The sequence below is a fragment of the Nonomuraea sp. C10 genome (genome assembly GCF_008017515.1).
Lineage (GTDB): Bacteria > Actinomycetota > Actinomycetes > Streptosporangiales > Streptosporangiaceae > Nonomuraea > Nonomuraea ferruginea.
The window spans coordinates 869,614-882,519 of the sequence record NZ_VPFF01000003.1; the positions used below are offsets into that span (position 1 = coordinate 869,614).

Here is a 12,906-nt window from a genome sequence, read left to right on the forward strand (position 1 = left end):
GTCACGGGCCTCTATCACGCGATCCCAATCCACCGACGTCCGCGATCGTCCAAGGTCGTTGCTGGCAACTGCGTTAGCGAGATCGGCCAGCGCGGATGCTTTCCGATGGCACGGCTGTCACCTCAGCCATGGTCGCTCGATGGCAGGACCTGACAAAGCAGGGGCCTGACGGCGATCGCCCCGACCACGAACGGCAAGCACCGAAGTACGCGATCATCACGGCATCAACCGATCGAGCCCTGGATTAGGAGAGCGGAGGCACTGTTCCTGTTCTACGGCCTTTGAACTGCGAAAATGCCCTACACGCTTCCTTGAATATCAAGATCATCTCGTGCATGTATCCGCACTGCTTACTTGAGCGGCTCATGTAACTAGCTAGTTTGATGCACTATATGAGATGGGGCGCCCGCCCATAGTGGGCGTTGTACGCAGCCGGACTTGATCCTCCAACCATCCGCCCAGCAAGTTCGGAGCCTGGGCTCGTTGGTAGGATGCGAAAACCCCGCGTGTCGGGCCTCCCCATGGTCTGGTCAAAGATCGCCTAGCCATCAATTGCCCGATATGACCGTCTTTGTTGCAGTGTGCGAAGAGGTAAGGGATAGGCGTCTATCGTGCGATAATTAGGCCTCATCTGGGCCTATCCTCGTTGGAGTACCATGCTCTCGGAATCGGACACCGTGATCGTTCCTGTACGGACCGAGGCAGGTGATTTGATCCATATTTCCGCTACACCCGTGACTGCTTCCGTCGACGGCGAGATCGAACTGTCCTCGCGTGCCTACAAGCTCAAGGACGCCCTGTCAGCGCTCACTGGATTCGCGACCGACGTGGTGGAGACCCTTCGTGAGTTCGAAACGAACAAACTGACCGTCGAGTTCGGCTGTGAGTTCGCGGTGGAGAGCGGCTCTCTACTGGCCGTTATCGGCAAAGGCACCGGCAAGTCGACTGTTAAGGTGACGCTGGAGTGGACGGGCCCGGACAGCTGACGTGGTTCTTACCGACCGTCTGCCTCTCGCTCTCCAGAGGGCCACAGTCTCGCTTTCTTCCCAGGCAGGGACAGGTACTGGTTTCTTCGTCGCACCCAGAGTGGTGCTGACGTGCGCTCACGTGGTGAGTGGCGAGGATGGGGTGGTGCGCGGTGAGTGGCAGGGCTCTCATCTGGATTTACGGCTCGATGACAGATCTCGGGGCGATAAGCCTCCGGATCTCGCGGCCCTGCATCTGCAAACGCCCGCCGATCACCCCTTCGTGGCCCTGGCACCATCCGTCTCACTCGGCGACGACCTGTGGTCCTGGGGATACCCTATGGGATCGTACTCATCGGGTGACTCGGTCACGCTGAAGTACGACGGCCCCTCACAACGGCATGATGGAGAGCTGATCCGGGCAAGCGGCGCGCGTCTTACTCCTGGGTTCAGCGGTGCTCCAGTGCTCAACCGACGCACGGGCGGCGTGTGCGGCGTCGTCAGGCTCGGCGATCGAAAAGATCCTGTTATTCGCCTGGTCTCGGCTGACAAGATCCTCGAGACGTATCCGGAACTATCGCGCCATCATCGCCCCCCTCACACCAACATCGAGTGGCTGGACCTTCTCGAGGACGAACAGTTACATGCAGGCGCATGGCGCTATCCAAGCCGTCGGGTGCTGTCATATCTGAAGGCACTACGGGGTTTTGTGCGGTCCCACCCGTACGCAGTCCCCCTGCCCAACACACCACCGCTGTCGACGGTTTACCTTCGCCAGCACGGCGTGAGCCTACAACGTACAACCGAGGATGATTCGCTCATCAACCTGCCGGGACCCCAATCAGCGGACCCTGGCCTCAGTGGCAGACAGCAACTGTTCACCAGACACCGGAACACTCTCATCCTTGGTCGACCCGGAGCGGGCAAGTCCAGCCTTCTGAGATACGTTGCCGAGATCGCGAGCCGGGACTGGCTGTTGACCAAGGACTGCGAGTTCGTCCCGGTGTACGTGCCTGGCAGGGCGCTAAGCAGCCGTAACAGCTTCAGCGCTGCTCTAGCTGCCGCCGTTAGCCGAGAACTTGGGACATGGCTCGACGCAAGCCTGCCCGACGACTGGTTCAGCAGACAGCCCATACCTGGAGTGCCATGGCTTCTTCTAGTCGACGGCATCGACGAGATCTTCACGGTCGACGGCAGGCGGGAGGCTCTCAACTCAATCACCCACCGGCGCAGTGCTGAAGATTATCGATTTCTCATCGCCAGCCGGCCGCTACCCAAGCAGGAGATCGATCAACTACTGAGGGCCGGTACAGGCGCGTACGAAATCCTTCCCTTCTCTCCCGACCAACTCCTGACGCTAGCGGAGCAGTGGTTCAAGGCGCTGGCTTTCGATCAGCCACGTCCGCTGGCCGAGCGGTTCCGCGCCGAGCTTGAGCGCAGCAGGATTGCACATCTGGCTCGCGTCCCTCTCCTCGCTACGATGCTTTGTGTCGTTTTTGCCGGACATCCCGCGCAGGGCATACCCCACAGCCGAGCCGAGCTCTACGAACGTTTCATCACCTTGCTGATGTCCAAACAGTACCGGCATGTCGATATCTATGAGCGGCTGGATCGACGGGCCAAGCCGTATGGATCTGAGGCTCGCCGGGCTGTTCGAAGATTGCTGGAAAGGTCCCGGCATCTACTCGAGCGTCTTGCTTCCACACGTCACCGCGGAGATCAGCGGCCCTTCATTGATCTAGCGCAGACATGGACCGCGTCATTGCGACCATCGTGCATGCCAGAAGACGAATGGGCTCAGATCCTTGAGGACCTACTACGGCAGAGCGGTGTTATGACGCAGCGAAGAGGGGAGTTCGTTTTCGTCCATATGACTGTGGAGGAGTACCTTGCTGCCCAGTACACTGCATACAACCTCACTTCAGAGGTAGCCAACTACCTAGTGTTCTTCCAGGGCGGTGAGCAGTCGTATCGTCAGTTCCTCGCGCATGCTTGTGTCCAACGCGGCATTTCTTTCGAGGCGGGAGCGCTGAATATTCTCCGGAACGGCAAACCGGATGATGCGATGTTCGTCGCGGCGTTGCTGCGCGACGGTGTAGAGCTAGGTGACGTGGTTCGGACTACCGCAGTGAACCGGCTAGGCCGGATGTCAGCCTCCTCGAAACCCGGTGACAGCGCCGCCGTCGCATTGCGTACCGGAGCAGCCCATGAGCTCGTATATCTCTCACCAGAGAAAGGGCTAACCCCCCTCAGGGGTATCGCCGAGAATCCGCGCGTGTCGCACTTCGATCGGATCGAAGCAGCCAAGAAGCTGGTGGAACTCGACTTCGGGCTCGGCGTTGGGCTGCTAAGGGATCTGGTCGACGCCTTCACGTCAACTAAATCGGGAGACTGCCTACAAGCTGCGCGTTATCTCCTAGAATTCGATGCTTCGCTCGGATTAGAGGCCCTGCAGCGCATCGCCCGAAACCCGCATCTGAACGACTGGACGCGGCTGACTGTCGCCGTCGAGATAGGGGAATGGGATAAGAGCCTGTCTCGTACTATACTGATGGATCTTGCTGTGGATTCGCAGCTCGGACTGCTTTGTCGTTTGGATGCGATTGAACTGCTCGGCGTTGATACGGTCCCCAACTTGGCAGCCTCTCTGTATGGTCAGCGACTGCCCTGAGTGCATGAAGATCGTTGCGATGAGGTTCAATCACGCAGAGCCGTTTCATCATCGGGGCACTCTGGCGGCTACGACGTCGGCGCGGACCTTGCCAGCGCGGGTGCTGATCTGGTGGGCGCGGGAGATCGCGAGCACGTAGCCGATCTGCCGACCTTCCAGGAAGCAGCGTAACGGCCCGTTGTCGCCGTAGGCCCCGTCCGCGGTCACCCAGCCGAACGGCACGCCGGCCTCCAGCGTTCGTTCGATCACGGCCTGCAGGAGCTGGGGGTTGGTGGCGAAGCCAGTCTGTACGGGGACTTTGGCAGCCGATGCCTTCTTCCACCTGCCCGCCTACACCGGTGCCCGTTGCGGTGAACTGTTCAACCTTCGCTGATGGGACATCGATCTCGACGGCAAGCGCATCACCATCAAGGGCTCCGTGGGTGTGGTCGAGGGCCAGCGCGTCGAAGGCACCGAGAAGAGCGGCAGAACTCGCGTGGTGAGCATCGACAACACCACGGTGGCCGTCCTTCGCGAACACCAGAATGCGCAGGAAGCCGAGAAAGCCCGCGTTGGCGACTCCTGGAAGGGCATCGACGACACGGTGTTCACGACGGCCTGGGGCGGCCCATCTACCCACCACCGTCACCGGCCTGCCGCGCAAGCTCATCGAGGTCCGCAACAAGACCGCCACCGACCCGCTACCAGTGATCCGCCTGCACGACCTACGCCACGTCCACGCGACCCTGCTCCTCCTGGCCCGCGTCCCCGTCCACGTCGTCGCCGCCCGCCTCGGCCACGCCGACCCCGCGATCACCCTGCGCGTCTACGCCCACGTGATCCGTTCGGCAGAGACAGCCGCTGCCGACATCTTCGCCCAGTCACTACATTTTGAGCAGGGCTGATCAATGAGTAGCGCAGGGCTACGTCGGCTCCCGATTGGCTTTCTCGGAACTCTGAGAAGACGGTAACTGTCTACGGTGCGTCAGCCTCGGAAATGAGCTGTGATTCGCCCGGGCCAAGACTGCAAGCGCACGCAAAATCTCAGGCCGTTCGCCCGGCTGGGTACCCCGAAGCGCAACGATCGCCACAATCGTCATTGCTACGGCAGGAATTGCAACGGCAACAACGATCGCGATCACGAATACTGACAACTGCATGCCCCGCACCCCTTCGCCTGCTCGGGTCGAGCAGGCGGGGGCTCAGCTCGACCAGTAGCACACTGGCAAGCTGAGTTCCCCTCACCTGGCGGGTCTCAGATGGGACTTCGTAATCCCATTCGGTTGTCTCAGGGGAACGCTAGTCAAGGGCGATCATCAGCCGTCTAGTCGGATAGTGGGGCGCGCTCCATTACCCCGAGGTCTCTCCCGCCCGCTCTCGCGGACCGACAGCCCCGGGAGTACCACACAGAGCTTCCAGGGCTTCCCTGTGTGTACTGTGCCGTGATGACGAGGCTGCCGCGAAGGGATACTCCCCTCGGCTTGAGGATGCATCCATACACGCCAATCCGTCAACAGGGCAGGCGACTAGTCACACCCTGACCGCGCCCAACTGTTAGCAGCGGGTTAGCAAAAGGCCCTCCCGGATCACCGGGAGGGCCTTCGACCTGGAGCCGCCTTCGGGATTCGAACCCGAGACCCCTTCATTACGAGTGAAGTGCTCTGGCCGACTGAGCTAAGGCGGCATGCCGCGAACGGCTGCCAAGAGTCTACAGGAGCCACGGGGTACTTCGCTCCCGACAATCCCCCCTACCCCGACGTACCAGCCTCCAGGATCGAGACGATGGAGAAGAGCGTGAAGCACACGGCCCCCAGCCCCACCAGCACCCGGGCCGGCACGAAGAAGGAAGCGTCGGAGACCTCCGCCTCGAAGAGGAAGGCCGCGAAGAAGAGGCAGGCCAGTGCCGTGGCCACCGGGATCATGGGGATGCGGTTGGCGAGCGGGAAGGACCGGCGCCAGACCAGGGCCAGGAGCAGGGCCTTGGACAGGATGCTGTAGCAGATCAGGCCCAGCCCGATGAGGACGCAGCCGGGCGCGATGCGGTAGGGCTCGTCGGAGGCGGCGAGGACGTAGATGCCGAAGAGGATGTTGATGGTGCCCATGGCGATGACCAGCCAGCTCCAGCGAAAGCGTTCGGGCTCGTCGAAGGCGTTGCGCACCTGGCGGACGATGCTGGCGACCAGGGCGATCAGGCTGGCGCAGATGGCGGCGAGGCCGAAGACGACGTGACCTGCCGTGTAGTGGGCGGAGTCGGGCTGGGCCATGAGGATGAAGGCCCAGATGAACCCGATGAGGGCGCAGACGAGAGGGAACGCGATGAGGATCTTCCCCGTGGTCGCCGAATAGGCTTCCATGGGCGCCTCGTCCTCCCGCTTCCGGGCGTCGTTGACCGAGATGAGGGAGAAACTGGTCGAGGCGGTGGCCACGGTGCTGACGCAGACGCTGATCAGGCCGACGCCGGCGACCACGTGGCCGGCCACCAGGTTCTGGGGTTCCCCGCCTCGGGTGATGAGGACGATCCCGTAGATGATCGTGAACAGGGCGACCGCGTACCCGCTGACGGGCAGGACGACGCGCCAGATCTTGTTGTAGCGGTCGATCAGCTGGCGGATGATCGTGGCCGCGGTGGTGAAGAGCGCGTAGCAGATGGCGGCCAGGGCCACGACCACGTGACCGGCCACGAAATGGTTGGAGTCCGGGCCTCCCGCGTAGACGTACAGGCCGTACGCGGCGCAGATGACGCCCATGACCAGTGGTATGGCGCGGAAGATCACGCTCATCGTGAAATTCACCGTTCACCCCCCGACAGGCCATGCCTACCCGAGGGTGACAATCAGTAATCGAACGGTGACGCCGCTCTCACTCCGTAAGATCCTCCCCTGCGCCGTACATCTTGTCGTGCTGCTGCCGCGGCGAGCAGACGGACGCCGACGGGCACGCGCAGCGCCGCCCCCCGTCGTCCAGACGGACCGTGACCGTGTCGGCCGGAACGTTGTGCCCGATCACGGTTCCGTCGCCCTGCGGCGTGGTCACGCGGCTGCCGGAGCGAGGCATCCTGTACCGGGTCTCGACGTACAGCGGATGCTCGTACTTCAGGCAGCACATCAGCCGCCCGCAGGCCCCGGCGATCCGCAGCGGATTGACCGGAAGATCCTGGTCCTTGGCCATGCGAACCGACACCGGCTCGAAGTCCTTCAAGAAGGTCGCACAGCACAGGTCCCGCCCGCACGGCCCGATCCCGCCCTGGAGCCGGGCCTCGTCGCGGGGGCCGATCTGGCGGAGCTCCACCCTGGCCCGCAGGTTGCGGGCCAGATCCCGTACGAGAGCGCGGAAGTCGACCCGGTGCGGGGCGGAGAAATAGACCGTGTAGACGTTCTCCTTGTCCAGGAAGTCGACGCCCACCACCTTCATGGGCAGGCTGTGGCGTTTGATCAGTCGTTTGGAGACGCTGCGGGCCTCGGCCCGGCGGCGCTTGTTCGTCTCGTCGCGGGTCAGGTGTTCCTCGCCCGCTATGCCCTCACACACCGGCAGCCCGGTGATCTCTTCGCTCGTGTACTGCGGCGCCCACACGCACTCCGCCACCTCGGGCCCGGCGTCGGTCGGGACCAGGACCTTGTCGCCCACTTTCGGGCTGTGCCCGCCGGGATCCAGGTAGTAGAGCCGTCCGTAGCGGGTGAAGCTCACGGCCATGATCATTCCCATGGGCTCGTGCTCGCCTCCTGACGGCCTCGGGGGTTCTTACGGCCTTCGTTGACACATTACGTGTGCGATCGCGTGAGCGTGAGGGGCGCAGGGCGCTATTCGCAGGCTTCGATCGCGTCGGCGCGGATGCCGAAGCGGGCGTGCAGGGCATGCTCGGCGAGGAGACACTTCTGGTCGATGACCTGCGAGACACCCGGCATGCGCCCAAGCTCGGCGGCGAGTTCCCTCCTGGTGCGGAACTCCGTGCCGGGCCGGAGGACGGCCCGGTAGCTCTCAGGCATGTCGCTCATCCGAGTCGCCGAAACCAGCGCTTCGTTGTGCGCGAACGACTCACGGAAGTTCTCGAACGCGGCCTCCTGGTCCTCGAAGGTGACCGACTGGACTTCCGGCAGGGCCGCGAGCGCCCGCGACACCGCGGCCTTCTGCGCGACGCTCGCGGTCTTCCCGCCGCAACGCTCCCTCTCGGACGTGCACAGGAAGACCGACAGCTCCATGTCGGCATCGGACAGAGCCGCCTTGAGCTCGCCCAGGGCCACCACCTCGGCGACACCCGGCACCTGCCCAACCTGGCGGGAGATGCTCTCGATGTCGGCTCCGGGCCGCGTCACCAGCCGGAACGCCTGGGGAAGGTCGTCCGGGGTGATGCCCTCGACCAGGGAAGGGTCGTCCGAGTAGAAGGCGCGCATAGCCTCGTAGGCGCTGCGCCGGTCCTCGAAGTGGACCTCGTCCACTCCCGGGATGCCGCGCAGCGCGTTCTCGACAACCCGTTCGTCGGCATCACACTGAGGGTCCGCCGCGATCCTGCACAGGTAGACGGCCAGGTCGGCCTGGTCCCGGGGCGGTGCCACCGCCACCGAGGGCCCGTCGCCGTCTGGCAGAAGCGGGGCCGTGATCACGGCGAGCATCACCCCGACCGCCACCGCGATCCCCGTGGCGATCCAGCGCGGGCGCACCCGGCTCCGGCGGCCGCCGCGCAACGGCGCGATCGTCTCGACCTGGACCGTCTCCCCGGCCTCCGCGAGCGCGCCGCGCAGACGGTCTTCCACAGAGCTGTTCATGAGTCCTCCCCAAGAGCCCGGCCGAGGGCGGCCAGCCCTCGCGCGATCGTCGACCTGGCGGTGCTCGCGCCGATCCGCATGGATTCGGCGATCTCCTGGTCGGTGAGATCCAGGTAGTAGCGCAGGGTGAGCGCCTCCCGCTGCCTTCGCGGCAGCCCCTGCAGGGCCGCCAGCACCGCACGCCGATCTTCCGAGAGCATGACGGCGCTCTCCGCCGACCAGACGGGCGGTTCGTACGGGACCGCCCGCCTGAACACGGTCGCCCGGCGGCGCAGCACCGACCGGCAGCCGTTGAGCACGGCCGAGCGCACGTAGCCCAGCGCCCTGCCGGGATCGCGCAGCCGGGCGCGGCCGGCGTGGGTGCGGGCGAAGGCATCCTGGACGACGTCCTCCGCCGTCGCCTGATCCCCCACCATGATCAACGCGAGGCGGACGAGGCCGACCTGGTGCTCGGCGAAGATCGCCGCCACATCGACCCGCTCGCGCGTCAGCGCCTCTCCTTGGGTGACGAGTTCGACTTCCACATCACAGAGACGCTTCACCCCCGCATCTGCTGCCTCACTTGGGGACGTACGTGAGCCCCAGGATGCCGGAGTCGATCCGCTTCACGTCCACCAGCTTCAGGTGGGTCGCGGGGATGCCGTCGTAGAGCCGCTCGCCGCCGCCGGCGATCGTCGGGAACAGCCAGAACAGGTACTCGTCGACCAGCCGGTGCTCCAGCAGGGTGCGGCTCAGCTCGCCGCCCGTGCCGACCTTCAGGATGGTCCCGCCTGGCTGCTCCTTGAGCTTGGCGACCCCCTCGGCCACGTCACCGTCGATCAGCGTGGCGTTCCAGGCGGTCTCGCGGAGCGTCCGTGAGGCGACGTGCTTGGGCAGGCTGTTCATCCTGACCGCGTACTCGCCGTACCCCTCCTCCATGCCCGGCCACACCTGCGCGTGTGCCTCGTACGAGACACGCCCGTACAGCAGGGCGTCCACGGAGAACAGCAGGTCCCGTGAGATGGCCTCATACTCGCCGGACCAGTTGGGCACGACCCACTCCTGCGGGGTGCTGATGACCCCGTCCAGCGTCACGACACCCTGCTCGATGATTTTACGCATGATCTCGTCCTCTCATTCGACTCACCGACGCGTCGAACGAGAGAACGGGGAATCGACACGCCTTCACACGCGAAGTGCCAGCATCATCGACTCGACGGCGATCTGCGGGTTGACGTTGAGGTCGAGGCGCTCGCGGCAGCGCATGACCGCGTCGACGCGGCGCAGCGTCTCCTCCGGCGTCGTCGTGCGGGCGAGCTGGTCGAGGTCGAAGCGGAGGTCGTCGTTGGCCAGCTCGACCGTGGCGCCGAGCTGCATGGCCAGCACATCGCGGTAGAACCACACCAGCTCCAGCAGCGCCGCGTCGAGCGAGTCGCGCTTGATGCGGGTGGCGCGGGACTTCTGCCGGTCTTCCAGCTCCTTAAGGGCGCCCGCTCCCCCGCGTACGAGGCCGCGGTTGAGGCCCTTGCCCGTGGAGCCCTCGCCGTAGACCTTGCGCAGCTCGCTCGTCTCGGACTCGTTGAGCGTGGCCGTCGCCGCGGCGGCCTCCTCCTCGGCCGTCTTGACCAGGCGTTCGGCGGCCGTCACACACTCGCCGACGCCGGTCAGCGACCTCGGGATGGCCAGGACGGCCTCGCGCCTGGCCCTGGCCCTCTCGTCCAGCGCCAGCGCGCGGGCGCGCGGGAGGTGCCCCTGGGCGGCGCGGGCGGCGAAGCGGGCGATGTCGGGGGGCACGGAGTCGCGGGTGGCCAGGACGTGCGCCACCGCCTCGGTGGTCGGCGTGGTCAGGGTGACGAGCCGGCAGCGGGACCGGATGGTGATCATCAGGTCGTCGGGGGCCGGCGAGCAGAGCAGCCACACCGTGCGCGGCGGCGGCTCCTCGATGGCCTTGAGCAGGGCGTTGGCCGCCGACTCCGTGGCCCGGTCGGCGCCCTCGAACAGGATCACCCGCCAGCGGCCCTGCGTCGGCGCGCCCGCCGCCCGAAGGATCAGCTCGCGGGTCTGCTTGACGCCGTAAGAGAGCCCGGCGGGACGGACCTGCTCCAGGTCGGGATGAGAGCCGATCAGCACCTGGTGGCACTGGTCGCAGTGGCCGCAGCCGCCGTCGGGACAGAGCAGCGCCGCCGCGAACGCCCGCGCCGCGTCCTCGCGGCCCGCGCCCGGCGGGCCGGTGAACAGCCAGGCGTGGGTCATGCCCGCGCCGCGCCCGCCCGCCACGACCTCGGCCGCCGCCGCGGCTGCACGCGACAGCACGGAGACGGACCGGTCCTGCCCCACCAGGTCATCGAAGACGCCCACGCGACAAGGCTAGTCGCGGATGGCGGGCATCGTGCCCGTGACGTCTTCGGCCTCGCGCGGCACCGGGTCGGGCAGGATCTCGCGTACCCGGTCCTGGACGACCGCGGTGATCTGCTCCGGCGGCAGTGTGCCGTCGACGACCAGGTAACGGTCGGGGGCGGCGGCGGCCAGCGCGCGGAACTCCTTGCGCACCCGCTCGTGGAACTCCAGCGGCTCCGACTCGATCCGGTCGGCCGCCCCGCCGAGCCTGGTCAGCCCGACCTGGGGCGGGGTGTCGATGAGCACGGTCAGGTGCGGGACGAGCCCGCCGGTCGCCCAGGCGTTGACCTTGGAGACGTCGTCGGGGTCGAGGGAGCGGCCCGCGCCCTGGTAGGCGAGCGAGGAGTCGACGTAGCGGTCGCACACCACGATCGCGCCCCGGTAGAGCGCCGGCCGGATGACCTTCTCGACGTGCTCGGCCCGGTCGGCCGCGTAGAGCAGCGCCTCGGCCCGCCCCGACAGGCCGCGCTCGGCGGCGTCGAGCAGGATGGCGCGCAGCCGCATGCCCACCTTGGTGGCGCCGGGCTCGCGGGTCTGCACCACGTCGTAGCCCTGGTCGCGCAGCCAGATGGCGATCATCCTGGCCTGGGTGGTCTTGCCCGACCCCTCGCCGCCCTCGAAGGCCACGAACAGCCCCGGCATCCGCTCGGCCGGCTCGCCGCGGAAGCTCTTCCCCCGCACGGCCGTGATCAGGTCGGTCAGGATCGGCACACCCTTCCTGTCGTCCATGTGGCGCAGGCTGAGCACGCCGACGACCACCGCCAGCACGCCGCCGAGCAGGAGCACCAGGTTGGTGCCGTTGAACTCGTAGCTCAGCGCGCCCACGTCCACGCCGCGCCGGCCGAACAGCGCCGCGAGCGGGCCGGCCACGGAGACCACCAGCAGCAGCGTCACCCGTGCCGTGGACTGCAGGAACGAGAACGTGCGCCCGCGCAGGCCGTCTTCGACCTCCAGGCCGATGAGCGTGTAGCCGATGATCCAGGCGATGCCGGCGCAGGCCCCGAGCATCACGGTCAGGATGACCACGATCACCAGGTTGTGGACCAGCGCGATGGCGGCCAGCACGAACCCGGCCACGACCAGCGACAGCCCGAACAGCCGCCGCCGAGACAGGCCGCTGAGCAGCCGCAGCCCGAAGAACATGCCCAGCGCCATGCCGACGAAGACCGCGCCGAACACCACGCCGTAGGCGGCGTCGCCGCCGCCGAGGTCCTCGACGTAGAGCTTGGCGACGCCGATGACCGCGCCGCCCGCCGCGAACGCGCCGAGCATGCCGATGATCAGCCCGCGGACCAGGCGGTTGCCGCCGACGAAGCGCCACCCGTCGACGATCTGCCTGAGCACCGACGGCGTGGAGATCGCCCCGTCGCGCTTGGGGATGTCGCGCAGCGTGAAGATCAGGGCGGCCGACACGAGGTAGGCGCCCGCGTTCACGATCAGCGGCAGGGCGGTGGGGTCGAGCCCGGCCAGGAGCGGCACCACGCTGCGGCCGACGTCGGCCACCACCGACAGCATCGCGAACACGGCCGCAGCGACCGGCGCGCTCCCGTACGTGACCAGCAGGTTGAGCTGGTTGGCCGACTCGAGCTGCTGCTTGGGCACCAGGTTGGGAACGGTGGCGTCCTTGGCCGGCACCCAGAAGAGGTTGACGCACTCCACCAGGACGGTGGCGATGATCACCCACTGGTAGCTGTTGACCACCGGGATCGACAGCACCACGGCGAACCGGGCCACGTCGGAGAACACCATGGTCAGCCGCCGGTCGAACCGGTCGGCGAAGGCCCCCGCCAGCGGCCCGAGCAGCACGGCGGGCAGCATCTTGGCGACGAACACGCCGCCGATGGCGAGCGATTGCGTGCGGAAGTCGCCCTGGGTGAGGTTTCCCGCCAGCGCGGTGAGCGCGAGGAGGTTGAGCCAGTCGCCCAGGCTGCACACCGACATGGCCGCCCACAACCTGCGGAAGGGGGCGTTGGCCAGCACGTGAGCCTGACGGCTTCGGCCGATGGCGGTCATGATGTCAGCGTATCCAGGTGTTCTGGGAGTGGGATGACAGCGACGAGTCCGGAAATAACGGACTGGTCGTCGCTGAGGGTAGTACGTCCATGGCCTGGTGCGCATGGCACACCGGGCGAATGGGCCCCACCAACAACATCGC

11 protein-coding genes and 1 tRNA gene are annotated in these 12,906 nt (G+C 66.2%); 3 read left to right on the forward strand and 9 right to left on the reverse strand.

Annotation, left to right across the window (positions count from 1 at the left end):
* The first annotated feature begins 656 nt into the window (after window positions 1-656).
* Both FR742_RS35555 and FR742_RS35560 read left to right on the forward strand, forming a co-directional pair.
* Complete coding sequence (locus FR742_RS35555) at window positions 657-986, forward strand: CU044_2847 family protein (protein WP_148035674.1); 330 nt, start codon at window positions 657-659, stop codon at window positions 984-986.
* A 1-nt stretch (window position 987) separates the two neighbouring features.
* The gene (locus tag FR742_RS35560) at window positions 988-3,636 is read left to right on the forward strand and encodes a serine protease (protein ID WP_148035675.1); all 2,649 of its coding nucleotides are present in this window, start codon (window positions 988-990) and stop codon (window positions 3,634-3,636) included.
* 48 nt (window positions 3,637-3,684) lie between these two features.
* Here the strand turns inward: FR742_RS35560 and FR742_RS35565 are convergent, their stop codons facing one another.
* On the reverse strand, window positions 3,685-3,894 hold the full coding sequence (locus FR742_RS35565) for a transposase (protein WP_261809105.1): 210 nt from the start codon (window positions 3,892-3,894) through the stop codon (window positions 3,685-3,687).
* Window positions 3,895-4,187: 293 nt separating this feature from the next.
* Between FR742_RS35565 and FR742_RS35575 the strand changes: the two genes are divergently transcribed.
* A complete protein-coding gene (locus tag FR742_RS35575; protein ID WP_222709233.1) occupies window positions 4,188-4,520 on the forward strand; it encodes a tyrosine-type recombinase/integrase in 333 nt (110 codons plus the stop codon).
* A gap of 702 nt (window positions 4,521-5,222) precedes the next feature.
* On the opposite strand, the gene FR742_RS35580 is transcribed toward FR742_RS35575, so the two are convergent.
* The 8 genes from FR742_RS35580 to tmk all read right to left on the reverse strand — a co-directional run bounded on the left by FR742_RS35580 (window position 5,223) and on the right by tmk (window position 12,764).
* Window positions 5,223-5,299: transfer RNA gene (locus tag FR742_RS35580), tRNA-Thr, on the reverse strand.
* A gap of 64 nt (window positions 5,300-5,363) precedes the next feature.
* Complete coding sequence (locus FR742_RS35585) at window positions 5,364-6,395, reverse strand: DUF2776 family protein (RefSeq protein WP_222709234.1); 1,032 nt, start codon at window positions 6,393-6,395, stop codon at window positions 5,364-5,366.
* 79 nt (window positions 6,396-6,474) lie between these two features.
* Window positions 6,475-7,317, reverse strand: coding sequence for a stage 0 sporulation family protein (locus FR742_RS35590; protein WP_396990497.1), 843 nt, complete (start codon window positions 7,315-7,317; stop codon window positions 6,475-6,477).
* A 95-nt stretch (window positions 7,318-7,412) separates the two neighbouring features.
* Window positions 7,413-8,375 (reverse strand): permease-like cell division protein FtsX, encoded by a 963-nt coding sequence (locus tag FR742_RS35595; RefSeq protein WP_148035679.1) that lies wholly within the window; start codon window positions 8,373-8,375, stop codon window positions 7,413-7,415.
* Entirely contained in the window at window positions 8,372-8,899 is a 528-nt protein-coding gene (locus FR742_RS35600; protein WP_261808962.1) for a sigma-70 family RNA polymerase sigma factor, read from the reverse strand. The genes FR742_RS35595 and FR742_RS35600 overlap by 4 nt, the downstream gene beginning before the upstream one ends.
* A gap of 34 nt (window positions 8,900-8,933) precedes the next feature.
* Entirely contained in the window at window positions 8,934-9,476 is a 543-nt protein-coding gene (locus FR742_RS35605; RefSeq protein ID WP_148035680.1) for a dihydrofolate reductase family protein, read from the reverse strand.
* A gap of 63 nt (window positions 9,477-9,539) precedes the next feature.
* Window positions 9,540-10,712, reverse strand: coding sequence for a DNA polymerase III subunit delta' (locus FR742_RS35610; protein WP_148035681.1), 1,173 nt, complete (start codon window positions 10,710-10,712; stop codon window positions 9,540-9,542).
* Window positions 10,713-10,721: 9 nt separating this feature from the next.
* Entirely contained in the window at window positions 10,722-12,764 is a 2,043-nt protein-coding gene (gene tmk, locus FR742_RS35615; protein WP_148035682.1) for a dTMP kinase, read from the reverse strand.
* Window positions 12,765-12,906 lie beyond the last annotated feature (142 nt).